The 26,289-nt window shown below is 66.2% G+C and carries 24 protein-coding genes and 2 tRNA genes; 7 read left to right on the plus strand and 19 right to left on the minus strand.

From position 1 onward, the window contains the following. Both LWW96_RS12955 and aceE read right to left on the minus strand, forming a co-directional pair. The coding region (locus LWW96_RS12955) for a biotin/lipoyl-containing protein (RefSeq protein ID WP_291487612.1) at positions 1 to 408 on the minus strand (408 nt) is incomplete at its 3' end. 21 nt (positions 409 to 429) lie between these two features. Then, positions 430 to 3,138: a pyruvate dehydrogenase (acetyl-transferring), homodimeric type gene (gene aceE, locus LWW96_RS12960; protein ID WP_291487613.1), complete on the minus strand. Its 2,709-nt coding sequence runs from the start codon at positions 3,136 to 3,138 to the stop codon at positions 430 to 432. A gap of 168 nt (positions 3,139 to 3,306) precedes the next feature. Between aceE and LWW96_RS12965 the strand changes: the two genes are divergently transcribed. The 5 genes from LWW96_RS12965 to LWW96_RS12985 all read left to right on the plus strand — a co-directional run bounded on the left by LWW96_RS12965 (position 3,307) and on the right by LWW96_RS12985 (position 10,299). Next, on the plus strand, positions 3,307 to 5,868 hold the full coding sequence (locus tag LWW96_RS12965; protein WP_291487614.1) for a PAS domain S-box protein: 2,562 nt from the start codon (positions 3,307 to 3,309) through the stop codon (positions 5,866 to 5,868). Further along, positions 5,865 to 6,491: a response regulator transcription factor gene (locus LWW96_RS12970; protein WP_056168907.1), complete on the plus strand. Its 627-nt coding sequence runs from the start codon at positions 5,865 to 5,867 to the stop codon at positions 6,489 to 6,491. Before LWW96_RS12965 ends, LWW96_RS12970 begins: the two co-directional genes overlap by 4 nt. Before the next feature lie 75 nt (positions 6,492 to 6,566). Continuing rightward, positions 6,567 to 7,421 (plus strand): bifunctional methylenetetrahydrofolate dehydrogenase/methenyltetrahydrofolate cyclohydrolase FolD, encoded by an 855-nt coding sequence (gene folD / locus LWW96_RS12975; protein ID WP_291487615.1) that lies wholly within the window; start codon positions 6,567 to 6,569, stop codon positions 7,419 to 7,421. 114 nt (positions 7,422 to 7,535) lie between these two features. After that, positions 7,536 to 9,605 (plus strand): M3 family metallopeptidase, encoded by a 2,070-nt coding sequence (locus tag LWW96_RS12980; protein ID WP_291487617.1) that lies wholly within the window; start codon positions 7,536 to 7,538, stop codon positions 9,603 to 9,605. A gap of 34 nt (positions 9,606 to 9,639) precedes the next feature. Beyond that, positions 9,640 to 10,299 (plus strand): glutaredoxin family protein, encoded by a 660-nt coding sequence (locus LWW96_RS12985; protein WP_291487618.1) that lies wholly within the window; start codon positions 9,640 to 9,642, stop codon positions 10,297 to 10,299. Between the two features lie 98 nt (positions 10,300 to 10,397). Here LWW96_RS12985 and rpiA read toward each other — a convergent pair whose 3' ends face one another. Then, a complete protein-coding gene (gene rpiA, locus LWW96_RS12990) occupies positions 10,398 to 11,087 on the minus strand; it encodes a ribose-5-phosphate isomerase RpiA (RefSeq protein ID WP_291487620.1) in 690 nt (229 codons plus the stop codon). Between the two features lie 37 nt (positions 11,088 to 11,124). Here rpiA and LWW96_RS12995 point away from each other — a divergent pair, with 37 nt between their 5' ends. Next, positions 11,125 to 12,180 carry a quinone-dependent dihydroorotate dehydrogenase gene (locus LWW96_RS12995; RefSeq protein ID WP_291487622.1) on the plus strand — a complete coding sequence of 352 codons (1,056 nt, stop codon included), beginning with the start codon at positions 11,125 to 11,127 and terminating at the stop codon, positions 12,178 to 12,180. A gap of 98 nt (positions 12,181 to 12,278) precedes the next feature. Here LWW96_RS12995 and LWW96_RS13000 read toward each other — a convergent pair whose 3' ends face one another. The 16 genes from LWW96_RS13000 to uvrB all read right to left on the minus strand — a co-directional run bounded on the left by LWW96_RS13000 (position 12,279) and on the right by uvrB (position 24,972). Next, a complete protein-coding gene (locus LWW96_RS13000; RefSeq protein ID WP_291487624.1) occupies positions 12,279 to 12,611 on the minus strand; it encodes a hypothetical protein in 333 nt (110 codons plus the stop codon). Then, positions 12,611 to 13,006 carry a phage holin family protein gene (locus LWW96_RS13005; RefSeq protein WP_291487626.1) on the minus strand — a complete coding sequence of 132 codons (396 nt, stop codon included), beginning with the start codon at positions 13,004 to 13,006 and terminating at the stop codon, positions 12,611 to 12,613. The genes LWW96_RS13000 and LWW96_RS13005 overlap by 1 nt, the downstream gene beginning before the upstream one ends. 45 nt (positions 13,007 to 13,051) lie before the next feature. Beyond that, positions 13,052 to 13,345 carry a DUF883 family protein gene (locus tag LWW96_RS13010; RefSeq protein WP_291487628.1) on the minus strand — a complete coding sequence of 98 codons (294 nt, stop codon included), beginning with the start codon at positions 13,343 to 13,345 and terminating at the stop codon, positions 13,052 to 13,054. A gap of 192 nt (positions 13,346 to 13,537) precedes the next feature. Beyond that, complete coding sequence (locus LWW96_RS13015) at positions 13,538 to 14,644, minus strand: NAD(P)/FAD-dependent oxidoreductase (RefSeq protein WP_291487630.1); 1,107 nt, start codon at positions 14,642 to 14,644, stop codon at positions 13,538 to 13,540. A 38-nt stretch (positions 14,645 to 14,682) separates the two neighbouring features. Continuing rightward, entirely contained in the window at positions 14,683 to 15,720 is a 1,038-nt protein-coding gene (locus LWW96_RS13020) for a histone deacetylase family protein (protein WP_291487632.1), read from the minus strand. Positions 15,721 to 15,964: 244 nt separating this feature from the next. Then, positions 15,965 to 16,039 (minus strand) — tRNA-Val (locus LWW96_RS13025). A gap of 50 nt (positions 16,040 to 16,089) precedes the next feature. Beyond that, positions 16,090 to 16,164 (minus strand) — tRNA-Val (locus LWW96_RS13030). 37 nt (positions 16,165 to 16,201) lie between these two features. Continuing rightward, positions 16,202 to 16,915 carry a DNA polymerase III subunit epsilon gene (dnaQ, locus tag LWW96_RS13035; RefSeq protein ID WP_291487633.1) on the minus strand — a complete coding sequence of 238 codons (714 nt, stop codon included), beginning with the start codon at positions 16,913 to 16,915 and terminating at the stop codon, positions 16,202 to 16,204. 86 nt (positions 16,916 to 17,001) lie between these two features. Next, positions 17,002 to 17,340: an ISC system 2Fe-2S type ferredoxin gene (fdx, locus tag LWW96_RS13040; RefSeq protein WP_291487636.1), complete on the minus strand. Its 339-nt coding sequence runs from the start codon at positions 17,338 to 17,340 to the stop codon at positions 17,002 to 17,004. A gap of 41 nt (positions 17,341 to 17,381) precedes the next feature. Then, positions 17,382 to 19,256 (minus strand): Fe-S protein assembly chaperone HscA, encoded by a 1,875-nt coding sequence (gene hscA / locus LWW96_RS13045; protein WP_291487638.1) that lies wholly within the window; start codon positions 19,254 to 19,256, stop codon positions 17,382 to 17,384. A gap of 67 nt (positions 19,257 to 19,323) precedes the next feature. Then, positions 19,324 to 19,842, minus strand: coding sequence for a Fe-S protein assembly co-chaperone HscB (hscB, locus tag LWW96_RS13050; protein WP_291487640.1), 519 nt, complete (start codon positions 19,840 to 19,842; stop codon positions 19,324 to 19,326). Positions 19,843 to 19,962: 120 nt separating this feature from the next. After that, the gene (gene iscA, locus LWW96_RS13055; protein ID WP_291487642.1) at positions 19,963 to 20,286 is read right to left on the minus strand and encodes an iron-sulfur cluster assembly protein IscA; all 324 of its coding nucleotides are present in this window, start codon (positions 20,284 to 20,286) and stop codon (positions 19,963 to 19,965) included. 15 nt (positions 20,287 to 20,301) lie between these two features. Beyond that, positions 20,302 to 20,697, minus strand: a complete 396-nt coding sequence (gene iscU, locus LWW96_RS13060; RefSeq protein ID WP_291487644.1) for a Fe-S cluster assembly scaffold IscU — start codon at positions 20,695 to 20,697, stop codon at positions 20,302 to 20,304. A 50-nt stretch (positions 20,698 to 20,747) separates the two neighbouring features. Then, the gene (locus LWW96_RS13065) at positions 20,748 to 21,968 is read right to left on the minus strand and encodes an IscS subfamily cysteine desulfurase (RefSeq protein WP_291487646.1); all 1,221 of its coding nucleotides are present in this window, start codon (positions 21,966 to 21,968) and stop codon (positions 20,748 to 20,750) included. Positions 21,969 to 22,081: 113 nt separating this feature from the next. Beyond that, entirely contained in the window at positions 22,082 to 22,618 is a 537-nt protein-coding gene (gene iscR / locus LWW96_RS13070) for a Fe-S cluster assembly transcriptional regulator IscR (protein ID WP_291487648.1), read from the minus strand. A 263-nt stretch (positions 22,619 to 22,881) separates the two neighbouring features. Next, positions 22,882 to 24,972 (minus strand): excinuclease ABC subunit UvrB, encoded by a 2,091-nt coding sequence (uvrB, locus tag LWW96_RS13075; RefSeq protein ID WP_291487650.1) that lies wholly within the window; start codon positions 24,970 to 24,972, stop codon positions 22,882 to 22,884. 105 nt (positions 24,973 to 25,077) lie between these two features. Between uvrB and LWW96_RS13080 the strand changes: the two genes are divergently transcribed. After that, on the plus strand, positions 25,078 to 26,286 hold the full coding sequence (locus LWW96_RS13080; protein WP_291487652.1) for an amino acid aminotransferase: 1,209 nt from the start codon (positions 25,078 to 25,080) through the stop codon (positions 26,284 to 26,286). Positions 26,287 to 26,289: the final 3 nt, after the last annotated feature.

A 26,289-nucleotide genomic window follows, 5' to 3' on the forward strand; every position in this document is an offset into this window, starting at 1 on the left:
CTCGATCACAGCCACGTCCTTGAAGTCGCCGATGTCGGGCACGCGCACTTCGATGGGGCCGGAGGCGGCAGGGGCCGCTGCGGCGGGAGCGGCAGGCGCCGCGACGGGCGCTGCCACCGGGGCGGCTGCGGGCGCAGGCGCGGCAGCCGGGGCAGCCGCCGCACCGGCGTCGGCCGCTTCGATCACGGCGATCACCGAGCCCTGTTTCACCTTGTCGCCCAGGGCAACCTTCAGCTCCTTGATCACGCCAGCGTGGCTGGACGGGATCTCCATGGAGGCCTTGTCGGACTCCACGGTGATCAGGCTCTGCTCGGCCTTCACGGTGTCGCCCACCTTGACGAGCAGCTCGATCACGCCGACTTCGTCGAAATCCCCGATGTCCGGGACCTTGATGTCTACCAATGCCATTTCGGTTGTCTCCGGTGGGTTTTATGCGTACAGCGGGTTGGTCTTGTCGGCGTTGATGCCGTACTTGGCAATGGCCTCGGCCACCTTGGCCATGGACAGCACGCCGTCTTCGGCCAGCGACTTGAGGGCGGCCACGACGATGTAGTGGCGGTTCACCTCGAAGTGCTCGCGCAGCTTGCTGCGGAAGTCCGAGCGGCCAAAGCCGTCCGTGCCCAGCACGCGGTAGGTGCGGCCCTTGGGGATGAAGGGACGGATCTGCTCGGCATAGGCCTTCATGTAGTCGGTGGATGCCACCACGGGGCCGCTGCGCGTGGACAGCTGCTGCGTGACGAACGGCACGCGCGGCGTCTCCAGCGGGTGCAGCAGGTTCCAGCGGTCGGCGTCCTGGCCTTCGCGGGTGAGCTCGTTGAAGCTGGGGCAGCTCCACACGTCCGCCTGCACGCCCCAGTCGGCGGCCAGCAGCGTCTGGGCTTCCAGCGATTCGCGCAGGATGGTGCCCGAGCCCAGCAGCTGCACGCGCTTGTCGCCTTCGGCGCCGGGCTTGCACAGGTACATGCCCTTGATGATCTGCTCTTCCGTGCCGGCGATGAGGCCGGGCATGGCGTAGTTCTCGTTCAGCAGCGTCAGGTAGTAGTAGACGTTTTCCTGGCGCTCGACCATGCGCTTCAAGCCATCGTGCATGATCACCGCCACTTCGTGCGCGAAGGTGGGGTCGTAGCTCACGCAGTTCGGAATGGTGTTGGCCAGGATGTGGCTGTGGCCATCTTCGTGCTGCAGGCCTTCGCCGTTGAGCGTGGTGCGGCCCGAAGTGCCGCCCAGCAGGAACCCGCGTGCCTGCATGTCGCCCGCCGCCCAGGCCAGGTCGCCAATGCGCTGGAAACCGAACATCGAGTAGTACACGTAGAACGGGATCATGATCCGGTTGTTCGTGCTGTACGAGGTGGCGGCAGCGATCCAGCTCGCCATGCCGCCGGCTTCGTTGATGCCTTCCTGCAGGATCTGGCCGGCCTTGTCTTCCTTGTAGTACATCACCTGGTCGCGGTCGACCGGGGTGTACAGCTGGCCCTTGGGGTTGTAGATGCCGATCTGGCGGAACAGGCCTTCCATGCCGAACGTGCGGGCCTCGTCCACCAGGATGGGCACCACGCGCGGGCCCAGGGCCTGGTCGCGCAGCAGCTGGGTGAGGAAGCGCACATACGCCTGGGTGGTGGAGATCTCACGGCCTTCTGCGGTGGGCTCCAGCACGGACTTGAAAGTCTCGAGCGACGGCACGGTGAAGTGTTCGTCAGCCTTCACGCGGCGGTGCGGCAGGTAGCCGCCCAGGGCCTTGCGGCGCTCGTGCAGGTACTTCATTTCCGGCGTGTCATCGGCCGGCTTGTAGTAGGGGATCTCGGCCAGCTGGCTGTCGGGGATGGGAATGTTGAAGCGGTCGCGGATGTACTTGATGTCCTCGTCCGACAGCTTCTTGGTCTGGTGCACGGTGTTCTTGCCTTCACCGGCCTTGCCCATCCCATAGCCCTTGACGGTCTTGACCAGCAGCACCGTGGGCTGGCCCTTGTGCGCGTTGGCGGCGTGGAAGGCGGCATACACCTTGGCGGGCTCGTGGCCGCCGCGGCGCAGTTCGAACACCTCTTCGTCAGTCATGTGCTCGACGAGCTTGAGTGTTTCGGGGTACTTGCCGAAGAAGTTCTTGCGCACGAAGGCACCGTCGTTGGCCTTCATGGCCTGGTAGTCGCCGTCCAGCGTCTCCATCATCAGCTGCTTGAGCTTGCCGCTCTTGTCGCGGCGCAGCAGCTCGTCCCAGCCGTTGCCCCACAGCAGCTTGATCACGTTCCAGCCGGAGCCACGGAACTCGCCCTCCAGCTCCTGCACGATCTTGCCGTTGCCGCGCACAGGGCCGTCCAGGCGCTGCAGGTTGCAGTTGATGACGAACACCAGGTTGTCGAGGTTTTCACGCGCAGCCAGGCCGATGGCGCCCAGCGATTCGGGCTCGTCCATCTCGCCGTCGCCGCAGAACACCCAGACCTTGCGGTTTTCCGTGTTGGCGATGCCACGGGCGTGCAGGTACTTGAGGAAGCGCGCCTGGTAGATGGCCATCAGCGGGCCCAGGCCCATGGACACCGTGGGGAACTGCCAGAAGTCGGGCATCAGCTTGGGGTGCGGGTAGCTGGACAGGCCCTTGCCGTCCACTTCCTGGCGGAAGCTGTCGAGCTGCTCTTCCGTCAGGCGCCCTTCCAGGAAAGCCCGCGCGTAGATGCCGGGGGCGCTGTGGCCCTGGATGTACAGCAGGTCGCCGCCATGGCCTTCGCTCTCGGCATGCCAGAAGTGGTTGAAGCCGGCGCCAAACATGCTGGCCACCGAGGCAAAGGAGCCGATGTGGCCGCCCAGGTCGCCGCCGTCCGCCGGGTTCAGGCGGTTGGCGCGCACCACCATGGCCATGGCGTTCCAGCGCATGTAGGCGCGCAGGCGCTTTTCGATGGCGATGTTGCCGGGGCAGTGGGCTTCCTGCTCGGGCTCGATGGTGTTCACATAGCCGGTGTTGGCCGAGAACGGCATGTCGATGCTGCTCTGGCGCGCATGTTCAAGCAACTGCTCCAGCAACGAGTGGGCGCGCTCCGGGCCTTCTTTTTCAATGACGGCGGACAGGGCGTCCATCCATTCGCGGGTTTCCTGCTGGTCTGCATCGGTGCCGATGCCAAGTCCGGCCTGGGGGTCGCGCTGAGCTGACATGCTTTGTCTCCTATAGATGTGGCAGCAATTTAGTACGTTGCCCCTAGTTTCGCACAACTTTTCAAAATTTCAAATTATGCCCTGTCATTTCATATAGCGAAATTGGTCATTCCAACCGGGCGCCTAACCGGGGCCGCAGCGCCACGGCACTCCCCTACACTTGCGCCCATGGATTCGCAGCTCCCCGCCCCCTCCCCCGCAGCCTCGGTCGTGGCCGCTCCGGCCCGCTGGTGGCGCAAGTGGTGGCGCGGGCTGTCACCTACCCGGCAGGACCGGTTCGCCGCCTTGGCCCCCCTGGCGGCGGTGCTGATGTTCCTCACGGCCATCGTGGCCGCGTTCTGGTATTTGCGGGCCGAAGAGGCCGACCGCGAGCAAGAAGCCCTGCGGCGCGACGTGGAATATGCGCAGCAGCGCGTGCGGCTGCGGCTGCTGGAGCGCCAGGAACAGCTCATGCGCATAGCCCGCGACCTGTCCAACCAGGAGCTGGAGCGCTCCGAGTTTGTGAGCCGCGCCGAGGCACTGATCAGCCAGTACCCCGAGTTGCAGGCGATTTCCTGGATTGACGAGCGCCGGCGCATCCGCGCCAGCCATGGCGCGCCGACGCTGGCCAGCAGCGAACTGCGCATCGCGGGCGAGGTGCTCAAACCTGGCGACACAGCAGACACCTTCGGCCTGGCCCGCGACCTGCAGCAGCCCGTGTATGCGCAGCCGGCGGCCACCTCCGGCAACACCGCGCCCCTGCTGCAGCTGCAGGTGCCCCTGAACAACCAGGGCAAGTTCAGCGGCGTGGTGCTGGGAGAGTATTCACCGGACAGCCTGCTGCGCTATGGCACGCCCACCGAAGTGCTGGCGCGCTACGCCGTGACGCTGCTCGATGGCAAGAACCAGGTGCTGGCCGGCACCCCGCTCGCGCCGCGCCACAAGGCCACGCAGCTGCTGCCCTGGACCCCCAAGGCCAACGCGTACGAAGTGCCCGTCTCCCCCGTGGGCAACGGCCTGGTGCTGCGCGCCCAGGCCTACCGCACGTCGCTGGGCGTGGTGGGCAGCGGGCTGTTCTGGCTGGTGGGGGCCCTGAGCGCGATGACGGCGTGGATGCTGATCGCCACCTGGCGCCACACGCGCCGCCGCATGCAGGCGCAGCAGGCCCTGGTGGCGGAGACCAACTTCCGCCGGGCCATGGAAAACTCCATCCTCACCGGCATGCGCGCCCTGGACATGGAAGGCCGCATCACCTACGTGAACGCCGCGTTCTGCCAGATGACCGGCTGGAGCGAAGCCGAACTGGTGGGCCTGAAGGCCCCCTTCCCCTACTGGCCCGAGTCCGACCACGAAGCCCTGCACGCGAAGCTGCGCGACGAACTGTCGGGCAAGACCATCCATGGCGGCTTCCAGGTGCGGGTGCGGCGCAAGAGCGGCACCCTGTTCGACGCCCGCCTGTACGTGTCGCCGCTCATCGATGCCTACGGGCAGCAGACGGGCTGGATGACCTCGATGACCGACATCACCGAGCCCAACCGCATCCGCGAGCAGCTTTCGGCCTCGCACGAGCGGTTCACCATCGTTCTGGAGTCGCTGGACGCGTCGGTGTCGGTGGCGCCCCTGGGCAGCGAGGAGCTGCTGTTTGCCAACAAGCTCTACCGCCAGTGGTTCGGCTCCCAGACCGGCGGGCACCTGCAGCTGGTGGCGCAGGCCGGCGTGGTGCCGGTGGCGGGCACGGACCACTCGGGCATGGACGACGAGGACGGCCTGATGGGCCTGCCCACCGACCCGCTGACCAGCGCCCGCACCGAAAACGCAGAGATCTACCTGCCCGACCTGGGCAAATGGCTGGAGGTGCGCTCGCGCTACCTCAACTGGGTGGACGGCCGGCTGGCCCAGATGGTGATTGCCACGGACATCACGCCCCGGCGCCTGGCCGAAGAGCAGGCCGAGCGGCAGGCCGAACGCGCCCAATCGGTCAGCCGCCTCATCACCATGGGGGAGATGGCGTCGAGCGTCGCCCACGAGCTGAACCAGCCCCTCACCGCCATCAACAACTATTGCAGCGGCATGGTCTCGCGCATCCAGAGCGGGCAGCTGACCGAAGAGGCGCTGCTGGCCGCCCTGCAAAAGACCGCCCACCAGGCCCAGCGGGCCGGGCAGATCATCCAGCGCATCCGCGCGTTCGTGAAGAAGAGCGAGCCCAACCGCACCCTGGCGGACGTGCACTCCATGGTCAACGAAGCCGTGGAGCTGGCCGACATCGAGCTGCGCCGCCACAACGTGCGCCTCACCCACTACGTGGCCGCCCGGCTGCCCCCAGTGATGGCCGACACCATTCTCATCGAGCAGGTGCTGGTCAACCTGATGAAGAACGGCGCCGAGTCCATCCAGCATGCAGGGCGCCCCGCATCGCGGCGCAGCGTGGAGCTGCGCGTGGTGCCCAAGCAGATCGAGGAACACCAGGTGGTGGAGTTTTCGGTGCAGGACACCGGCCAGGGCCTGGCCCCCGAGGTGCTGGAACGGCTGTTCGAGGCCTTCTTCTCCACCAAGAGCGAAGGCATGGGCATGGGGCTCAACCTGTGCCGCAGCATCGTGGAGTCGCACCAGGGCCGGATGCAGGCGGAGAACCTCTACAATGGACCGGAGGTCGTTGGTTGCAGGTTCTCCTTCTGGCTGCCGCTTGCCAAGCCTGCCGAAGCCACTACGAATTTGATAGCAAACGAACACAACCCGAGGACAGTTGCATGAGCTTGATTCCGAAAAAAGGCACCGTCTACGTCGTGGACGACGACGAGGCAGTTCGCGACTCCCTGCAGTGGCTGCTGGAGGGCAAGGACTACCGCGTGCGCTGCTTTGATTCGGCCGAGACCTTTCTCTCGCGCTACGACCCCCGCGAAGTCGCCTGCCTGATCGTGGACATCCGCATGGGCGGCATGACCGGCCTGGAGTTGCAGGACCGCCTGATCGAGCGCAAATCGCCCCTGCCCATCGTGTTCATCACCGGCCACGGCGACGTGCCCATGGCCGTGAACACCATGAAGAAGGGCGCGCTGGACTTCATCCAGAAGCCCTTCAACGAAGAAGAGCTGGTCGGCCTGGTCGAGCGCATGCTGGACCACGCGCGCGAGGCCTTCGCGGGCTACCAGCAGGCCGCCAGCCGGGACGCCCTGCTCTCCAAGCTCACCAGCCGCGAAGCCCAGGTGCTCGAACGCATCGTGGCCGGCCGCCTGAACAAGCAGATCGCCGACGACCTGGGCATCAGCATCAAGACGGTGGAGGCGCACCGCGCCAACATCATGGAAAAGCTCAACGCCAACACCGTGGCCGACCTGCTCAAGATTGCCCTCGGCCAGAACGCCCCCAAGGGCTGAGGTTTGCTCATATTTTGATAGCTGCTAGCGCTTATCCATCAAGCGCTAGAGCACAATTTGATTCATATTTCTGACATGACAGCCCAACTCATCGACGGCAACGCCCTCTCCCGCCAACTGCGTGCCGACGTGGCGCAACGCGCCGCCGCCCTCACGGCGCGCGGACACCAGCCCGGCCTGGCCGTGATACTGGTCGGCGAAGACCCCGCCTCGGCGGTGTATGTGCGCAACAAGATCAAGGCCTGCGAAGACAGCGGCGTGCGCTCGATCTTTGAGAAGTACGACGCGGACCTGACCGAAGCTGCGCTGCTCGAGCGCATTGCCGCGCTCAATGCCGATCCGGCCGTGCACGGCATCCTGGTGCAGATGCCGCTGCCCAAGCACATTGATCCGCACAAGGTGATCGAAGCCATCGCCACCTCCAAGGACGTGGATGGCTATTCGGTGCTGTCCGCTGGCGAACTGATGGCGGGCCTGGAAGGCTTTCGGCCCTGCACCCCCTATGGCAGCATGAAGCTGATCGAGTCCACCGGCCAGTCCCTCAAGGGCAAGCATGCCGTCGTCATCGGCCGCAGCAACACCGTGGGCAAGCCCATGGCCCTGCTCCTGCTGCAGGCCAATGCCACTGTCACCATCACACACAGCGGCACGCCCGACCTGGGCTACCACACGCGCCAGGCGGACGTCGTGGTGGCTGCAGTCGGCCGCCCCAACACCCTGACGGCAGACATGGTCAAGCCCGGCGCCATCGTGATCGACGTGGGTATCAACCGCAAGGCCGACGGCAAGCTTTGCGGCGACGTGGACTTCGACGGCGTCAAGGAAGTGGCCGGCTGGATCACCCCCGTGCCTGGCGGGGTCGGCCCCATGACCATTACCATGCTGCTGGTCAACACCATCGAAGCAGCCGAGCGTTGCGCCGGACGCTGACAGGCCCCGGGGGTCCGCACCGGCGGAGTCCTGGCGCCGACCGCTCGGCCGCCCCCTGCCGGGGCGGCTGCCTCGCAACTTGAACCTCTGCCGCCCGGCGCCATCTGACCTCGCATGAGCAATCCCCTCCTCGACTTCTCGGACCTTCCCCATTTCGACCGCATCGCGCCGGAGCATGTGGCCCCGGCCATCGACGTGCTGCTGGAGCGCGCCAACACAGCGCTGGAAACCGTGACGGCACCAGACTTCCCGGCCGAATGGAACGCCATTGCCAAGGTGCTGGATGTCGCCACGGAACAGCTGGGCGTTGCCTGGGGCAGCGTCAGCCATCTCAACAGCGTGGCGGACACGCCCGAATTGCGCGCAGCCTACAACGCCGTGCTGCCCAAGGTGACGGAGTTCTGGACCCGGCTCGGGGCCGACGAGCGCCTGTATGCCAAATACAAGGCCATTGATCCCGCCACGCTGACGGCCGAGCAGCGGCAGGCCCGCCAGAACGCCGTGCGCAACTTCGTGCTCAGCGGTGCCGAGCTCACCGGTGCCGCCAAGGAACGCTTTGCGCAAATCCAGGAGCGCCAGGCCGAACTCAGCCAGAAGTTCAGCGAGAACGCGCTGGACGCCACGGACGCGTACGCCTACTACGCCACGGCCGAGGAGCTGGAAGGCGTTCCGCAGGACGTGCAGCAGGCGGCGCGGGAGGCTGCGCAGGCCGACGGTCGGGAAGGCCACAAGCTCACGCTGAAGATGCCGTGCTACCTGCCCGTGATGCAGTTCGCGGCCCGCAGCGACCTGCGCGAGAAGCTCTACCGCGCCTACGTCACCCGCGCCTCCGACCAGGCCGAGAGCGACGCCCGCAAGTTTGACAACACAGCCCTGATCCGCGAGATCCTCGCGCTGCGGCGCGAGGAGGCCCAGCTGCTGGGCTATGCCAACTTTGGCGAAGTCTCCGTCGTGCCCAAGATGGCCCAGTCTCCGGCACAGGTGATCGGCTTTCTGCGCGACCTGGCGCGCCGCGCGCGGCCCTACGCCGAGAACGACATTGCCGACCTGCGCGCCTTCGCCGCGCAGCACCTGGGTCTGGCGGACCCGCAGGCCTGGGACTGGCCCTACATCTCGGAAAAGCTCAAGGAAGCGCGCTACGCCTTCAGCGAGCAGGAGGTCAAGGCCTACTTCACGGCGCCCAAGGTGCTGGCAGGCCTGTTCAAGATCATCGAGACGCTGTTCGAGGTGGCCATCCGGCGCGACACCGCCGCAGTCTGGAACCCGGCGGTGGAGTTCTACCGCATCGAACGCACGCGGCCCGACGGCGGCACGCAGCTGGTGGGCCAGTTCTACCTGGACCAGCCCGCACGCACCGGCAAGCGCGGCGGCGCCTGGATGGACGACGTGCGCACACGCTGGCTGCGCCCCGACACCGGCGTGCTGCAAACGCCCGTGGCGCACCTCGTGTGCAACTTTGCCAGCGGCGTGGACGGCAAGCCGCCACTGCTCACCCATGACGATGTCATCACCCTTTTCCACGAGTTTGGCCACGGGCTGCACCACATGCTCACCCAGGTGAACGAGCGCGACGTGTCGGGCATTGGCGGTGTCGAATGGGACGCCGTGGAACTGCCCAGCCAGTTCATGGAGAATTTCTGCTGGGAATGGGATGTGCTCAAGCACATGACCGCGCACGTGGACACCGGCGAGCCCCTGCCCCGCGCGCTGTACGACAAGATGATCGCGGCCAAGAACTTCCAGAGCGGCATGCAAACGCTGCGCCAGATCGAGTTTTCGCTGTTTGACATGCTGCTGCACACCGAGCACGACCCGGCGCAAGACATCATGCCGTTGCTGGACGCAGTGCGCCGCGAGGTGGCCGTGCTGCAGCCCCCAGCGTTCAGCCGTACGCCGCATACCTTCAGCCACATCTTTGCCGGCGGCTATGCTGCCGGCTACTACAGCTACAAGTGGGCCGAGGTGCTCAGCGCCGACGCCTACGCCGCGTTTGAAGAAACCGCCGCCAGCGACGGACAGCCCAGCATCGAGACCGGCCGCCGCTATCGGCAGGCCATCCTGGAAGTGGGCGGCAGCCGCCCTGCCATGGAGTCGTTCAAGGCCTTCCGCGGGCGCGAGCCCAGCCTGGATGCCTTGCTGCGCCACCAGGGCATGGCCGGCGCACCGGCCACCGCTGCGGCCTGAACAGGCCGCTGAAGGAACAAGGAGAAAGACCGCCATGCACACGAAGACAACGCCCCTGCCCCTTCTGGCGGCCCTGCTGCTGACCTGCGCCTGCGCCGGCCTGCAAGCCCAAGGGATCTACCGGATCGTCGGCCCGGACGGCAAGGTGACTTTTTCCGACCGTCCGCCGGCAGATGCAGGCGCACAGCCGCGGGCCGTGGAACCGGTGGCACCAGCAGCCGCCGGTGCAGGTGCCAATGGGGCCCTGCCTTACGAACTGCGCCAGGTTGCGGGCCGCTTCCCCGTCACGCTCTACACCGGTGACAATTGCCAGCCCTGCACGGCCGCTCGCAACCTGCTTACTGCACGGGGCATCCCCTTCACCGAGCGCACCGTGTCCAGCAACGAGGACATCGCAGCGCTGCAGCGGCTGAGCGGCAGCACGGGCCTGCCCTTCGGCACCATCGGGGGCCAGCAACTGTCGGGCTTCTCCGAGCAGGAATGGACCCAGTACCTGGACGCTGCGGGGTATCCCAAGCAGTCGCAGTTGCCCCGCAACTACCGGCAACCCGCCGCCACGCCGCTGGTCGCCGTCAAGGCAGCCGAGCCGGCCACGGCCCCGGCGCCTGCAGCACCCGCAGCCCCCAGTGTCCGGACACCTGCCCCGGTGACCGACGGCCCCACCCCCAGCAATCCTGCGGGCATCCGGTTCTAAAAAGTCGCGCACGCAAGAAGCGCTGCAGCACAAAGGGGCCTCAACGGCCCCTTTTCCTTTGGCCCGCCAACCGGCTGCGCCTGATCGCTCGTGCTCGCTCAGTAGGTGATGGTTTTCACGCCCTGCGCGGTGCCCAGCAGGCACACCGACGCCTTCTGGTGGGCAAACACCCCCACGGTGACCACGCCCGGCCATTGGTTGACGCGCGACTCGAACGCCAGCGGGTCGGCGATGGCCAGCCCTTTGACATCCAGGATGTGCTGGCCGTTGTCCGTCACCAGGGGCTGCCCGTCGCGCAGACGCAGCTGGGCCTGCCCGCCCTCGGCGGCAAACCGCCGCGCAATGTGCGCGGCCGCCATGGGGATGACTTCGACCGGCAGAGGAAACTGCCCGAGCACCGGCACCAGCTTGGATTCGTCGGCGATGCACACGAAACGGCCTGCCAGGGCCGCAACGATCTTCTCGCGGGTCAGTGCCGCGCCCCCGCCCTTGACCATGTAACCCTTGCCGTCGATCTCGTCCGCACCGTCGATGTAGACGGCCAGCGATTCCACCGCGTTGGCGTCGTACACGGTGATGCCCAGCGCCCTGAGGCGCTCGGTGCTGGCGACGGAGCTGGAAACGGCGCCCTTGATCTGGTCCTTGATGGTGGCCAGCGCGTCGATGAACTTGTTCACGGTGGAGCCGGTGCCAACGCCCACGATCTCGCCGGGCACCACGTATTGCAGCGCGGCCTGGCCTACCAGGGTCTTGAGTTCGTCTTGGGTCAGGGGAGCGGAAGTGGTCATGAGGGAAAATCAGGGGTAATCCGCGAATTATCTCCCCATGTCTCTCATTCCCTACGCATTGACCCGCCCCTTTCTCTTTGGCATGGACGCCGAAGCCGCCCACGAACTCACCATGGACATGCTCGCCCGCGGCCAGCGCACGCCGCTGCAATGGGCCTGGTGCAATGCCACGGTGGACGACCCCGTGGAACTGGCGGGCCTGACCTTTCCCAACCGGGTTGGCCTGGCCGCGGGCCTGGACAAGAACGCACGCTGCATCGATGCCCTGGGCGCCATGGGCTTCGGCTTTGTCGAAGTGGGCACGGTGACACCCAAGGCGCAGCCGGGCAACCCCAAGCCGCGCATGTTCCGCCTGCCCGAGGCGCGTGCGCTCATCAACCGCCTGGGCTTCAACAACGAGGGTCTGGACGCCTTTCTGGCCAATGTCCAGAAAGCGCGCTTTCGCAGCCAGCCCCGCAAGCACCCGCTGCTGCTGGGCCTGAACATTGGCAAAAACGCCACCACGCCCATCGAGGACGCCACGCGCGACTACCTCACCTGCCTGGAGGGTGTGTACCCCCATGCAGACTACGTGACCGTCAACATCAGCTCGCCCAACACGCAGAACCTGCGCGCCCTGCAAAGCGATGCCGCGCTGGACGGGCTCCTTGAAGCCATCGCCAGCCGGCGGGAGGCGCTGGCCAGCCAGCACGGCCGGCGCGTGCCCGTGTTCGTGAAGATCGCGCCCGACCTGGACGAAGCCCAGGTGGCGGTGATCGCTGCCACGCTGCAGCGCCATGGCATGGACGGCGTGATCGCCACCAACACCACCATCAGCCGGGCAGCCGTCCAAGGGTTGCGCCATGCGCAGGAAACGGGCGGCCTGAGCGGCGCCCCCGTGCTGGAAGCCAGCAACCAGGTCATCCGCCAGCTGCGGGCCGCGCTGGGAAGCCGTTACCCCATCATCGGCGTGGGCGGCATCCTGAGCGCCGAGGACGCCGTCAGCAAGATCCGGGCGGGGGCCGACGTGGTGCAGATCTACACCGGCCTCATCTACGAAGGCCCCGCGCTGGTGGCCCAGGCGGCCCGCGCGATCAAGGCAGCCGGCCGGTAACTGGCGCCGGCGCAGGCCGAGGGGCCGGCAGCTCCCCAAGAAAAAAGCCGCTGCACCCCGGCAGCGGCTTTCGTGGCCGACAAGGCAACGCGGCGTGCTCAGCGCCGCAGGCGCATCAATAACGGCAACACCACACCCGCCCAGCGGACCAGCCGGCGCGGACCGGCCACCAGCGCCACGCCCGCCATGGCAGCCACGGCCAGTGGATGCTGGCGCGCAAAGCCCGCGGCCCGCAGCGCCAGCGACTCGTCTGCGCCCATCGGGCCGGCGTCGCGCTGCGCCAGCGCCATGGCCTGAGCACGCGCCGCCCGGCGCGCACGCAGGCGTTCCCGCTGCAATGCGATGCGGTCCAGCACCTTTTGCTGGGCCGCCGTGGGCACCGGCACGGGGTCTGGTGAAGAGGATGCGTCAGAAAGAGTAGGAGAAGTCATCAGAGCCGCTCCTTGATCTCGCGCCAATCCTGGGCCAGCTCCCGGCGGGTCAGCGCAAAGCCGTGGCGGGCCTTTTGGGCCACCGACACCAAGGAGGCCAGCGCCACAGCCCAGCCCAACAGCCAGACCACCGCCACCCCCCAGGCCACCGCGGTGCGCTGGGGCGTATCCCAGAACTGCACCAGAACGGCCGCCGACAGCATGAGAAGCGCCACCACCGTGAGCCCGCCCACGGCGATGGTCAGCACGAGCAGGTGCTGCAGGCGCGCCTTTTGGTCCTGCCATTCCAGCCGGGCCAGTTCCATGCGGTCCTCGGCCGCGATGGCACCTTCGATCACATGGGCGCGCCAGCGTGCCACCCACGCGTCCAGGCCCAGAAGAGACAGCCAGTTCATCCCAGACCTCCAGGCAGCGGGTGTGGCAACGCCAGCGGGGCCGACTTAGCGGCGGGCAAGCAGGAACCCCACCAGGGCACCCACGGCCAGCGCCGCGCCGGCCACGCGCCAGGGCTCGTCATGGGCATAGCGGTCTGCGGCCTGCGCTGCTTCCTTGGCTTGCCGGGCTGCGTCCTGCGCGGCGCGCACGGCGGAATCGCGGACGTTGCTCATACCGTCGTCCAGGCGCTGGCGCAGCAGCTTGATCTCGGGAACTGCATCCAGATCCTTGTTGGCCAGCAGTCCGCGCAGGTCGGAAACCAGTTTTTCCAGTTCGGTGGTGGTATCGGAAGCAGTCATACAAAACCTTTCTTAGCGAAACAAAAAACCCGGCATCTTTCTTTTCTGCCGGCACCGCCAGACAGAATACAGCCTCATCTTAGCCCCGGGGTCGCCGCCGCCCCCGTAGGACGGGGACGCAAGAGGTTACCGAAGGCAACAGCTGACATACATCACGCGGAGCGCGGGATGCGCCCCCTTGAATCGGGAGCGTTACACCTGCGCAGCCACATGCTCGGCAATGGCCAATGCGCTGGTAAGCCCCGGCGACTCGATGCCGAACAGGTTCACCAGCCCTGCCACGCCGTGAACGCCCGGTCCCTGGATCACGAAATCCGCCGAAGCCTCGCCCGGACCGCTGATCTTCGGCCGCATGCCGGCATAGCCAGGCGCCAGGGCACCGTCGCGCAGCCCGGGCCAGTACTTGCGCACCTCGGCGTAGAAGGCCTCGCCACGGGAGGGGTCGACCAGCAGGTCCTCCGCAGCGTCCACCCACTGTACGTCGGGCCCGAACTTGGCCTGCCCGCCCAGGTCCAGGGTCAGGTGCACGCCCAGCCCGGCCGCCTCGGGCACGGGGTAGATGAGTCGGCTGAAGGGCGCCTTGCCGGACAGCGTGAAGTAGCTGCCTTTGGCGAAGTAGGCGGTGGGGACGAACTGTGTGGCCAGCCCGGCAAAGCGCCGCGCCAGGGCAGGAGCCTGCAGGCCGGCCGCATTCACCACCGTGCGGGCCCGCAGCCGCACCCCGCCAGACGCTATTAAATAGATAGCATCTTGCGCACATTCTGCGCGCTCCAGGGGCGAATTGAGCACCACCAGGCCGCCGGCGTGCTCCAGGTCGCCCTGCAGCGCCAGCATGAAGGCGTGGCTGTCCACGATGCCGGTGCTGGGCGAATGCAAGGCGGCCACGCATTCCAGCGCGGGTTCCATGGCCCGGGCTTCGTCGCGGTCCACCCACCGCAGGTCGCGCACGCCGTTGGCCTGCGCATGCGCCTCGATCGCGTGCAGGCGCGCCAGCTGGTCCTGCGTCGTGGCCACCACCAGCTTGCCGCAGCGCCGGTACGGCACGCCCCGGGTTTCGCAGTAGGCATAGAGCCTTTCGCGGCCCTGCACGCACAGGCGCGCCTTGAGGGAACCGGTGGGGTAGTACAGCCCGGCATGGATGACTTCGCTATTGCGCGAGCTGGTCCCGGTCCCGATGGCGTCTGCGGCCTCCAGCACCATCACCTCGCGCCCCTGCAAGGCCAACGCCCGCGCCACTGCCAGGCCGACCACCCCCGCCCCCACCACTACGCAATCGACGCTATCCACCGTGTCCGCCATGGGTTTCTTCCTTGTTCGCGTTGCATTCGGCTGGTGCTTCAGGCCTGCTCGAAGCCGTCCAGCACGTTGACGGCATTGGTGCCCAGCTCTGCGGCAGCGTAGCCGCCCTCCAGCACAAAAACCGTGGGCAGCCCCAGCCGGGCAAGGCGCTCGCCCAGACGGCTGAAGTCCGACGACGCCAGCGTGAACCGGGAGATGGGATCGCCCTCAAACGTGTCCAGCCCCAGCGAGACCACCAGGGCGTCCGCGGCGTGGCCGGCCATCCGCGCGCAAGCCGCTTCCAGCGCCGCAAACCAGGCTTGTGCGCCGGTGCCGGCAGGCAGCGGCAGGTTGCAGTTGAAGCCCAGGCCCTCCCCTGCGCCGGTCTCGTCCGCGTGGCCGAGATAGAACGGGTACTCCGTGCGCGGGTCGCCGTGGATGCTGACGAAGAGCACATCCGCACGGTCGTAAAAGATGCTCTGCGTGCCGTTGCCGTGGTGGTAATCGACGTCCAGCACGGCCACCCGGTGGGCACCCTGCTGGCGCAACGCTTGCGCCGCCACCGCCGCGTTGTTCAGGAAGCAATAGCCGCCCATGAAGTCCGGCCCGGCATGGTGGCCGGGCGGGCGCGTGCAGCAGAACGCGGCGCGGGCGCCCCGGGCCACGCGCTGGGCCGCGCTGGCGGCCGCGTCCGCGCCGGTCTTGGCGGCAGTCCAGGTGCCCGCAGCCAGGGGGGTTCCGTTGTCCATGGAGTACAGGCCCAGACGGGCGACGAAGTTCTCCGGCTCCACGTCGCTGCGCAAGGTGCGCACCGGCCACACGGACGGAAACGGCTGCACCTGGGCATTGGCCGCATCCAGGGCCAGCCACTGCGCCCAGGCCGTTTGCAAGAAGGCCAGGTAGCGCGGGGTGTGCACCGCGTTCAAAACCGCCGTGCTGTCGACATCGGGCGCCACCAGCACATGGCCGCGCTGGCGCAAGGCGTCTTCGACAAAGTCGGCGCGTGCGGGCTTTTCAAAACAGGGCACGCGCTCGCCGCGAAAGAACTCGTACACCGGGGCATGCCCCGGGTGGGCTGGATTGTGAAAGGTGATCATGAAGGCCTCGAAACGGACGTTGCAAAGCGGGCGGGAATGACGCGCTCGGTGGCTTGCTGGCACAAGCCATGCAGAGCACCTCGGCAACTTTGTGGGGGCACGTTAAAGGCACGGCCACGTGGCGTTCCCACCGTCTTTGAACAGGCCCCACGACTGTATCCGCACCGCCGAGCGCCGCCAGAGTGCGAGACCGCATGACCCCAAGAAAAAACCCCTGCAGACCAAAATCTGCAGGGGTTGGTATTGGTGGGTGATACATGGATCGAACATGTGACCCCTGCCGTGTGAAGGCAGTGCTCTACCGCTGAGCTAATCACCCGGCGCCGGCATTCTGCAGGGCAGAACACTTTTGCAACGGTGTCGACAACGTGGTGGGTGATACATGGATCGAACATGTGACCCCTGCCGTGTGAAGGCAGTGCTCTACCGCTGAGCTAATCACCCTTGTCGCTGCGACAGCCCTCTATTATGGCACAGCTTTTCAGGCCGGCTGAGCAGTTCGCCAAATTGTTTTGCCTCCGCTGGCCTTGTCGATTTGCGCGAGCACCTCGTCATGGGCCGCCAGCTCCTGTTCGCTGGCCCGCAGCACCGGCAAGGCGAGCGCCCGCAGATCGATGGCGGCGACCTTCAGGCCCACACCACTGTCCTGCGCGTCATCGGCGATGAGCAGCGCGTCCTGGCCGCGCGTGAGGTTGATGTAGACATCGGCCAGCAGCTCCGCATCCAGCAAGGCGCCGTGCAAGGTGCGGCCGGAATTGTCGACGCCCAGGCGGTCGCACAGGGCGTCCAGCGAGTTCCGTTTGCCGGGGTACATCTCCTTGGCCATCGCCAGGGTGTCGGTGATGCTCTCCACGTAGGTGGGGAAGGCAGGCCGCCCGGTGAGCTCAAGCTCCTTGTTCAGGAAGCCGACGTCGAACGCCGCGTTGTGGATGATGATCTCCGCGCCCTGCAGGTACTGCAGGATGTCGTCGACCAGCTCCGCGAACTTCGGCTTGTCCCGCAGGAACTCGTTGCTGATGCCGTGCACCTTGAGCGCGTCCTCGTGGCTGTCGCGCCCGGGGTTGAAGTACAGGTGCAGGTTGTTGCCGGTAAGCTTGCGGTTAAGCAGCTCCACGCAGCCCAGTTCGATGATGCGGTCTCCGCCTTCGGCCGACAGGCCGGTGGTTTCGGTATCGAGAACGATCTGGCGGCTCATACGTGCCCTCCCGCTCGGTGCTTCGTGTCCTCGCGGCTCCCCCAGGGGGCGCGAGCTTGCTTGGTGCGGCCCGGCGCTGCGCTCATCTAGTGGTTCTCCTTGGCGTGGTTGATGCTGTACTTGGGAATCTCCACCACCAGGTCCTGCTGCGCGAGGATGGCCTGGCACGACAGGCGCGACTGCGGTTCCAGCCCCCAGGCGCGGTCCAGCAGATCCTCTTCTTCCTCCTCGGCGGGGTTCAGCGACGCCAGGCCCTGGCGCACGATCACATGGCAGGTGGTGCAGGCGCAGCTCATGTCGCAGGCATGCTCGATGTTGATGTGATTGTCCAGCAGCGCCTCGCAGACCGAGGTGCCCGCCGGGGCGGTGATCTCGGCGCCCGCGGGGCAGTACTCGGGATGGGGAAGGATCTTGATGACGGGCATGGGGTGGGGTTTTCTGGTTCGGCGAAGGCGCTCGTAGGCCCTCAGAGAGTCTGCACGTTCTTGCCTGCCAGGGCCTGCTGGATGCCCCGGTTCATGCGCTGCGCCGCAAAGGCCTCCGTGCCCTTGGCCAGGGCTTCGGTGGCGGCTTCGATGCGGGCCGCATCGTCGCTGTCGCGCAGGTGGCGCAGCGCAACCATCAACGCGTCGATGTCCTCCCGCTCGCGGGGGCTCAGCAGGTCGCCGTCGGCATCCAGCGCGCCCTGGGTGGCGATCAGCATGCGGTCGGCATCCACACGCGCCTCGACCACGGCACGGGCCTTCATGTCCTGTGCGGCCGTGGCAAAGCCGTCCTGCAGCATGCGCGCGATCTGGTCGTCCGAGAGGCCGTACGACGGCTTCACGTCGATGCGCGCCTCCACGCCGCTGCCCTGCTCGCGCGCGCTCACGCTCAACAAGCCGTCTGCATCCACGGTGAAGGTGACGCGAATGCGCGCCGCTCCCGCGGCCATCGGCGGAATGCCGCGCAGCTCAAAGCGTGCCAGGCTGCGGCAGTCCTGCACCAGGTCGCGCTCGCCCTGCACCACATGGATGGCCAGCGCGGTCTGGCCGTCCTTGTAGGTGGTGAAATCCTGCGCCTTGGCGGTGGGAATGGTCTCGTTGCGCGAGACGATGCGCTCCACCAGTCCGCCCATGGTCTCGATGCCCAGCGACAGCGGAATCACGTCCAGCAGCAGCAGGTCGCCCGCCGTGTTGTTGCCCGCCAGCTGGTTGGCCTGGACGGCCGCCCCGAGGGCAACGACCTCGTCCGGGTTCAGGTTGGTCAACGGGGGCTTGCCAAAGAATTCCTCCACGGCACGCTGGACCTGCGGCATGCGCGTGGAGCCGCCGACCATCACCACCCCTTGCACTTCATCACGCGCCAGACGGGCATCGCGCAGGGCACGGCGCACGGCAGCCATGGAGCGTGCCGTCAGGTCGGCCGTGGCGGCCTCGAAATCCGAGCGATTCACGTCAAAATGCACGTCAGCGCCCGCCAGGCGGGCGCAGAAAGCTACACTTTCTGTAGCAGTCAAGGCTTCCTTGCAGGCCCGCGCCGCCAGGCGCACGGCCGACTTGTCCGCAGGCGTGACGGCTTCCAGGCCCAGTTGCCCGAGCACCCAGTCCGCCAGGGCGGCATCGTAGTCGTCGCCGCCCAATGCAGAGTCCCCGCCCGTCGCGATCACCTCGAACACGCCGCGGGTCAGGCGCAGGATGGAGATATCGAAGGTGCCGCCGCCCAGGTCGTACACGGCATAGACACCTTCGCTCGCGTTGTCCAGGCCGTAGGCAATCGCCGCGGCGGTGGGCTCGTTGATCAGGCGCAGCAGGTGGATACCTGCGAGCCGGGCCGCGTCCTTGGTGGCCTGGCGCTGGGCATCGTCGAAGTAGGCGGGCACGGTAATGACGGCGCCATACAGGTCGGCATCGAAGGTGTCTTCGGCGCGAAAGCGCAGCGTGGCCAGAATCTCCGCACTGACTTCGACCGGCGACTTGTTGCCCGCCACCGTGGCAAGGCTGACCATGCCCTGCGCGCCGTCACCGTCCGCGCCGGAGACAAAGTCGTAGGGCAGCTTGCCGGCCTGCGCCACATCGCCCAGGCCCCGGCCCATGAAGCGCTTGACGGAGGCAATGGTGTTGCGCGCGTCGGCGCTCTGCGCTGCGGCGGCGTCGTAGCCAATCTGCCGCCCGCCGCTTTCCAGGTAGCGCACCACCGAGGGCAGCAGCACCCTGCCCTGCGCGTCTGGCAGGCATTCGGCCACGCCGTTGCGCACAGCGGCCACCAGGGAATGGGTGGTGCCCAGGTCGATGCCCACGGCAATGCGCCGCTGGTGGGGGTCGGGGGACTGACCGGGTTCGGAAATCTGCAAAAGCGCCATGAAAGTTCGGATCTCAACGTGACGGGCCGCCACGGCAATGCGGGGGCCCGAAAAAAGCAAAACCTAGCTATTGTCCCAGTTGCTCCCGGCGGCGCTCGATGTCGTCGCCAAATCGCGCAATGAACATGAGGGCTCTGACCTGGCGGGCGGCGCCTGCATAGTCCTGCCGGCCATCGATGCACTGCGCGCATTCGGCCAGGGCGGCGCGGCGCGCGTCTTGCACGGCGTCGTCCAGCGCATCCAGGGCACTCTCGGCCTGGGCTTCTTCCAGGGCTTCGCGCCATTCCATTTGCTGCATCAGAAACGCCGCGGGCATGGCCGTGTTGTCCTCCGCGCGGATGGGCGCGCCATGCAGCTCGCACAGGTAGGCAGCGCGGCGCATGGGGTCCTTGAGGCGCTGGTAGGCCTCGTTGATGCGCACGGACCATTGCATGGCCACCCGCTGCGCTGCCGGGCCTTGCGCCGCAAACTTGTCCGGATGGGCTTCGCGCTGCAGTTCCTTCCAGCGCGCATCAATGGCACCGCGGTCTTGCTCCATGCGCCGGGGCAGGCCAAACAGTTCGAAATCGTCGGATTGCAGGTTCATGCGGTCCAGGCCCAGTAACAGGCCCGCTCTTTCGAAGAAAAAAACATGAAAAAACCGCCAGCACGAACGCGGTGGCGGTTGGGCAGTGTGTCACTCCACGGACCGGGCAAGCCCGTGCGCTCAGACGCGGAAGCTCTCTCCACAGCCGCAGCGGTCCCGCTCGTTGGGGTTGTTGAACTTGAAGCCTTCGTTCAGGCCTTCGCGCACGTAGTCCAGCTCGGTGCCGTCGATGTAGGCCAGGCTCTTGGGGTCGATGAGAACCTTGACCCCGTGGTTCTCGAACACCAGGTCCTCGGGTTCGCTCGCGTCCACATACTCCAGCTTGTAGGCAAGCCCAGAGCAGCCCGTCGTCTTGACCCCCAGGCGCACGCCCACGCCCTTGCCACGCCGGGCAAGGTAGCGGGTGACGTGCCGGGCAGCGGCTTCTGTCAGCGTAATGGCCATGGCGCTCTTCATTGCTCAGGCCACGGTGGCAGCGTGCTTGGTCTTGTAGTCGAGCACGGCGGCCTTGATGGCGTCTTCTGCCAGGATGGAGCAGTGGATCTTCACCGGCGGGAGCGCCAGTTCCTCGGCGATCTCGCTGTTCTTGAGCGCGGCGGCTTCGTCCAGCGTCTTGCCCTTGACCCATTCGGTCACCAGGGACGACGACGCGATGGCGGAGCCGCAGCCATACGTCTTGAAGCGCGCGTCTTCGATCACGCCCGTCTGGGGGTTCACCTTGATCTGCAGCTTCATCACGTCGCCGCAGGCCGGTGCGCCCACCATGCCGGTGCCCACCGAGTCGTCGCCCTTGTCGAACGAGCCCACGTTGCGGGGGTTTTCGTAATGGTCAACTACCTTGTCCGAGTAAGCCATGATGTGTACCTCTTCAATTCTTCAAAATGCCGCAGGCGCCGTGCGCCCGCTCAGTGCGCAGCCCACTGGATGGTGCTGAGATCGACGCCGTCCTTGTACATCTCCCACAGCGGGCTCAGTTCGCGCAGGCGCGCCACGTTTTCGCGGATGGTGGTGATGGCATAGTCAATCTCCTCCTCCGTCGTGAAGCGGCCGATCGTCATGCGCAGGCTGCTGTGGGCCAGCTCGTCGCTGCGGCCCAGGGCGCGCAGTACATAGCTGGGCTCCAGGCTGGCGGACGTGCAAGCCGACCCGGACGACACGGCCAGGCCCTTGATTCCCATGATGAGCGACTCGCCTTCGACGAAGTTGAAGCTCATGTTCAGGTTCTGCGGCACGCGGCGCTCCAGGCTGCCATTGATGAACACCTGCTCGATGTCCTTCAGCCCGTCGAGCAGGCGCTGCTGCAGCGCCCGGGCCTTGGCATTGCCCTCGGCCATCTCGGCCTTGGCGATGCGGAAGGCCTCGCCCATGCCGACGATCTGGTGCGTGGGCAAGGTGCCGGAGCGCATGCCCCGCTCGTGGCCGCCACCGTGCATCTGGGCCTCCAGCCGCACGCGGGGCTTGCGGCGCACGTACAGCGCGCCGATACCCTTGGGGCCGTAGGTCTTGTGGGCGGTCATGCTCATCAGGTCGATGGGCAGCACGTCCATGTCGATATCCACCCGGCCCGTGGCCTGGGCGGCGTCCACGTGCAGCAGGATGCCCTTCTCGCGGCACAGCGCGCCGATGGCGGGAATGTCCTGGATGACGCCGATTTCGTTGTTCACGAACAGGATGCTGATCAGCACCGTGTCGGGGCGGATGGCCGCCTTGAGCTTGTCCAGGTCCACCAGGCCGTCTTCCTGCACGTCCAGGTAGGTCACCTCAAAGCCCTGGCGTTCCAGCTCGCGCATGGTGTCCAGCACCGCCTTGTGCTCGGTCTTGAGGGTGATGAGGTGTTTGCCCTTGCCCTGGTAGAAGTGGGCAGCGCCCTTGAGTGCCAGGTTGATGGATTCGGTGGCGCCGCTGGTCCAGACGATCTCGCGCGGATCGGCATGGATGAGGTCGGCCACCTGGGCGCGCGCCTTCTCCACGGCTTCCTCGGCCTCCCAGCCCCAGGCGTGGCTGCGCGACGCCGGGTTGCCGAAATGCTCGCGCAACCAGGGAATCATGGCGTCAACCACCCGGGGATCCACGGGTGTGGTGGCGCCATAGTCGAGATAGATGGGGAAGTGCGGAGTCATGTCCATGGCTGGCTCAGGGGTTGCTTCTGGCTGGCAAACAAGAAGAAAACAAAAATTAACAATCTCAGAAATCGCTCAGGGCGGCGCCGACCCCAGGGCCGGCCGCTGCGCTGACAAGTTCAGGATTTAGCGAACGCGTTGCCCAGGGCGAAGACCGAGTTGGGCGCGTTCACGCGGATGGGCTTGACCACCGGCGTCGTGGAGATGGCGCGGCGCACGACCGGCTTGTCCTCGATCTGCACGCCCTTGGCGATCTGCTCGTCCACCAGCTTCTGCAGGGTGACGGAATCCAGAAATTCCACCATGCGCTGGTTGAGCGAAGCCCACAGCTCGTGCGTCATGCAGCGGCCCGCATCGCCCAGGCAATTTTCCTTGCCCCCACATTGGGTGGCATCAATGGGCTCATCCACCGAGACGATGATGTCGGCCACCGTGATGTCCCCGGCTTTGCGCGCCAGCGTGTACCCACCGCCGGGCCCGCGGGTAGATTCCACGAGTTCATGGCGGCGCAGCTTGCCAAACAGCTGCTCCAGGTAGGACAGCGAAATCTGCTGGCGCTGGCTGATAGCGGCCAACGTGACAGGACCGTTGTTCTGGCGCAGGGCCAGGTCAATCATGGCGGTGACCGCAAAACGGCCTTTGGTTGTGAGACGCATCGCAAGCTCCTTGTGCTAAGGCTTGTCCGTTGTAGAAACCGCCGTGCCGGCCGCAGCCAGCAAGGCACCGTCTCCGCCCCTACCCTGCGCCCGTGTTGCGGTGCAGAGCCCTTCATCGCAAGGCTGTTTTCTTGAGTATTTTGTGGGAGTATACCACAAATCCCTATCGAATTTGTCAGGATAAAAGACGGCCCGGTTACCAATTGGCCGGATAGGTAACTTTTCGGGCAAGCGTGCTCGCCGGCCGGGTGGCCGGCATCCGGCTACAGTCCCACGGCATCGCTGCCATGCGCTCCAAAGGCCCGGTCCTTGAGCCGCGACAGCTGGTCGCGCACGCGGGCCGCCTGCTCGAACTCCAGGTTGCGGGCGTGGTCCAGCATCTGCTTTTCCAGGCGCTTGATCTCGCGGGCGATGTCTTTCTCGGACATGTCCTCCACCTTGGCGCGCTGCAGGGCCTCCTGCTCCAGCCGCTCGGCATCCTTGCCAGCTTTTTCGCTGTACACGCCGTCAATCAGGTCTCTCACCCGCTTGACAACACCGCGCGGCGTGATGCCGTGCTCCTCGTTGTAGGCCATCTGCTTGGCGCGGCGGCGTTCCGTTTCGCCGATGGCCTTCTTCATCGAATCGGTCATCCGGTCCGCGTACAGGATGGCGTGGCCGTTGAGGTTGCGGGCCGCGCGGCCGATGGTCTGGATAAGGCTGCGCTCGGCGCGCAGGAAGCCCTCCTTGTCGGCGTCCAGAATGGCCACCAGCGACACCTCGGGGATGTCCAGGCCCTCGCGCAGCAGGTTGATGCCCACCAGCACGTCGAACGCGCCCAGCCGCAGGTCGCGGATGATTTCCACCCGCTCCACCGTATCCACGTCGCTGTGCAGGTAGCGCACCTTCACGCCGTTGTCGGTCAGGTAGTCGGTGAGCTGCTCGGCCATGCGCTTGGTCAGGGTGGTGATCAGCACACGTTCGCGCTTGTCGATGCGGATGCGGATTTCCTGCAGCACGTCGTCGACCTGGTGGGTGGCCGGGCGCACCTCTACCAGCGGGTCCACCAGCCCCGTGGGCCGCACCACCTGGTCCACCACTTGGCCGGAATGGGTCTTTTCATAGTCCGCCGGCGTGGCCGAGACAAAGATCACCTGGCGCATGCGCTGCTCGAACTCCTCGAACTTCAGCGGCCGGTTGTCCAGCGCGGACGGCAGGCGAAAGCCATATTCCACCAGCGTGGTCTTGCGCGCGCGGTCGCCGTTGTACATGGCGCTGAGCTGACCGATCATCTGGTGGCTTTCGTCCAGGAACATGATCGAATCCTTGGGCATGTAGTCCGTCAGCGTGCTGGGCGGATCGCCCGGCGCGGCGCCCGACAGGTGGCGCGTGTAGTTTTCGATGCCCTTGCAATGGCCCACCTCGCTGAGCATTTCCAGGTCGAAGCGCGTGCGCTGCTCCAGCCGCTGCGCTTCCACCAGCTTGCCGTCGGCCAGCAGCTGCTGCAGCCGTTCGGCCAGTTCGATCTTGATGGTTTCCACGGCCGTCAGCACCTTGTCGCGCGGCGTGACGTAGTGGCTGCTGGGGTACACGGTAAAGCGCGGGATCTTCTGCTTGACGCGGCCGGTGAGCGGGTCGAACAGCTGAAGGCTCTCGACCTCGTCGTCAAACAGCTCGATGCGGATGGCTAGCTCGGAATGCTCGGCCGGGAACACGTCGATGGTGTCGCCCCGCACGCGGAATTTGCCCCGCGCGAAGTCCTGCTCATTGCGCTGGTACTGCATGCGGATGAGCTGGGCGATCACATCGCGCTGGCCCAGCTTGTCGCCCACGCGCAGCGTCATCACCATGCGGTGGTAGCTTTCGGGCTCGCCGATGCCGTAGATGGCGGACACCGTGGCCACGATCACCACGTCGCGCCGCTCCATCAGGCTCTTGGTGCACGACAGCCGCATCTGCTCGATGTGCTCGTTGATGGCGCTGTCCTTTTCAATGAACAGGTCGCGCTGGGGCACGTACGCCTCGGGCTGGTAGTAGTCGTAGTAGCTGACGAAGTACTCCACCGCATTCTTGGGGAAGAACTCGCGGAACTCGCTGTACAGCTGCGCGGCCAACGTCTTGTTGGGCGCGAAAACGATGGCCGGCCGCCCCATGCGGGCGATCACGTTGGCCATGGTGAAGGTCTTGCCCGAGCCCGTCACGCCCAGCAGGGTCTGGAAGGCCTCGCCGTCGTTCAGCCCCTCCACCAGCTTGTCGATGGCCTCGGGCTGGTCGCCCGCGGGCGGGTACGGCTGGAACAGCTCGAACGGGGAATCGGGAAAGCGCACGAAGGTGCCTTCTTGCTTTTCCGTGATGACTTCAGAGAGATCCGGCATGGGCGCAGTCAACGAGTGGTAGGGAGCGGCCGTTAAAATTGGCCGAACCCGGCACACTACACCACGCCCGGATTCTCCGCTACTGACAACCTTTCAAGGATCTCCATGTCTCTGTTCACCGCCGTCGAAATGGCCCCCCGCGACCCCATCCTGGGTCTGAACGAGCAATTCGCTGCCGATACCAACCCCAACAAGGTCAACCTGGGCGTGGGCGTGTATTTCGATGACAACGGCAAGCTGCCCCTGCTGCAGTGCGTGCAAGCGGCCGAGAAGGCCATGATGGACAAGCCCACCGCCCGTGGCTATCTGCCCATCGACGGTATCGCCGCCTACGACGCCGCCGTGAAGGGCCTGGTGTTCGGCGCGGACTCCGACGTGGTCAAGAGCGGCCGCGTGGCCACCGTGCAAGCCATTGGTGGCACCGGCGGCCTGAAGATCGGTGCCGACTTCCTCAAGAAGATCAGCCCCAACGCCACCGTGCTGATCTCCGACCCCAGCTGGGAAAACCACCGCGCGCTGTTCACCAACGCCGGTTTCCCGGTGGACACGTATCCCTACTTCGACCAGAGCGCCAACGGCGGCCTGGGCGGCATCAACTTTGACGGCATGCTGGCCAAGCTGAAGGCCGCCGCCGCCGGCACCATCGTGCTGCTGCATGCCTGCTGCCACAACCCCACCGGCTACGACATCACCCCCGCCCAGTGGGACCAGGTGATTGCCGTGGTGAAGGAACGCAACCTCACCGCCTTCCTGGACATGGCCTACCAGGGCTTTGGCTACGGCATTGCAGAGGACGGCGCCGTGATTGGCAAGTTTGTGGCTGCCGGCCTGAACATCTTCGTGTCCACCAGCTTCTCCAAGAGCTTCAGCCTGTACGGCGAGCGCGTGGGCGCCCTGAGCGTGGTGGGCAGCACCAAGGAAGAAACCGACCGCGTGCTGAGCCAGCTGAAGATCGCCATCCGCACCAACTACTCCAACCCGCCCACCCACGGCGGCGCCATCGTGGCCGCCGTGCTGGGCAACCCCGAGCTGCGCGCCCTGTGGGAAAAGGAACTGGGCGAGATGCGCGTGCGCATCAAGGCCATGCGCCAGAAGCTGGTCGACGGCCTCAAGGCCGCGGGCGTGGCCAAGGACATGTCCTTTATCACCACGCAGATCGGCATGTTCAGCTACTCGGGCCTGTCCAAGGACCAGATGGTGCGTCTGCGCAGCGAGTTTGGCGTGTACGGCACCGACACCGGCCGCATGTGCGTGGCGGCGCTGAACAGCAAGAACATCGACTACGTCTGCCAGGCCATTGCAAAGGTCATCTGAGCA

The organism is Acidovorax sp. (assembly GCF_021287135.1).
Taxonomy (GTDB): Bacteria; Pseudomonadota; Gammaproteobacteria; order Burkholderiales; family Burkholderiaceae_C; genus Acidovorax.

Coding starts and splice junctions, on each gene's coding strand:
- hscA (WP_291487638.1), bottom strand. CDS start 19,256: ATGGCGCTTTTGCAGATTTCCGAACCCGGTCAGTCCCCCGACCCCCAC.
- LWW96_RS12985 (WP_291487618.1), top strand. CDS start 9,640: ATGCACACGAAGACAACGCCCCTGCCCCTTCTGGCGGCCCTGCTGCTG.
- dnaQ (WP_291487633.1), bottom strand. CDS start 16,915: ATGAGCCGCCAGATCGTTCTCGATACCGAAACCACCGGCCTGTCGGCC.
- iscA (WP_291487642.1), bottom strand. CDS start 20,286: ATGGCCATTACGCTGACAGAAGCCGCTGCCCGGCACGTCACCCGCTAC.
- LWW96_RS12970 (WP_056168907.1), top strand. CDS start 5,865: ATGAGCTTGATTCCGAAAAAAGGCACCGTCTACGTCGTGGACGACGAC.
- aceE (WP_291487613.1), bottom strand. CDS start 3,138: ATGTCAGCTCAGCGCGACCCCCAGGCCGGACTTGGCATCGGCACCGAT.
- LWW96_RS13015 (WP_291487630.1), bottom strand. CDS start 14,644: ATGGCGGACACGGTGGATAGCGTCGATTGCGTAGTGGTGGGGGCGGGG.
- fdx (WP_291487636.1), bottom strand. CDS start 17,340: ATGCCCGTCATCAAGATCCTTCCCCATCCCGAGTACTGCCCCGCGGGC.
- LWW96_RS13065 (WP_291487646.1), bottom strand. CDS start 21,968: ATGGACATGACTCCGCACTTCCCCATCTATCTCGACTATGGCGCCACC.
- uvrB (WP_291487650.1), bottom strand. CDS start 24,972: ATGCCGGATCTCTCTGAAGTCATCACGGAAAAGCAAGAAGGCACCTTC.
- LWW96_RS13080 (WP_291487652.1), top strand. CDS start 25,078: ATGTCTCTGTTCACCGCCGTCGAAATGGCCCCCCGCGACCCCATCCTG.
- LWW96_RS12995 (WP_291487622.1), top strand. CDS start 11,125: ATGTCTCTCATTCCCTACGCATTGACCCGCCCCTTTCTCTTTGGCATG.
- LWW96_RS13005 (WP_291487626.1), bottom strand. CDS start 13,006: ATGAACTGGCTGTCTCTTCTGGGCCTGGACGCGTGGGTGGCACGCTGG.
- LWW96_RS13020 (WP_291487632.1), bottom strand. CDS start 15,720: ATGATCACCTTTCACAATCCAGCCCACCCGGGGCATGCCCCGGTGTAC.
- hscB (WP_291487640.1), bottom strand. CDS start 19,842: ATGAACCTGCAATCCGACGATTTCGAACTGTTTGGCCTGCCCCGGCGC.
- LWW96_RS13000 (WP_291487624.1), bottom strand. CDS start 12,611: ATGACTTCTCCTACTCTTTCTGACGCATCCTCTTCACCAGACCCCGTG.
- iscR (WP_291487648.1), bottom strand. CDS start 22,618: ATGCGTCTCACAACCAAAGGCCGTTTTGCGGTCACCGCCATGATTGAC.
- LWW96_RS12980 (WP_291487617.1), top strand. CDS start 7,536: ATGAGCAATCCCCTCCTCGACTTCTCGGACCTTCCCCATTTCGACCGC.
- folD (WP_291487615.1), top strand. CDS start 6,567: ATGACAGCCCAACTCATCGACGGCAACGCCCTCTCCCGCCAACTGCGT.
- rpiA (WP_291487620.1), bottom strand. CDS start 11,087: ATGACCACTTCCGCTCCCCTGACCCAAGACGAACTCAAGACCCTGGTA.
- LWW96_RS13010 (WP_291487628.1), bottom strand. CDS start 13,345: ATGACTGCTTCCGATACCACCACCGAACTGGAAAAACTGGTTTCCGAC.
- iscU (WP_291487644.1), bottom strand. CDS start 20,697: ATGGCTTACTCGGACAAGGTAGTTGACCATTACGAAAACCCCCGCAAC.
- LWW96_RS12965 (WP_291487614.1), top strand. CDS start 3,307: ATGGATTCGCAGCTCCCCGCCCCCTCCCCCGCAGCCTCGGTCGTGGCC.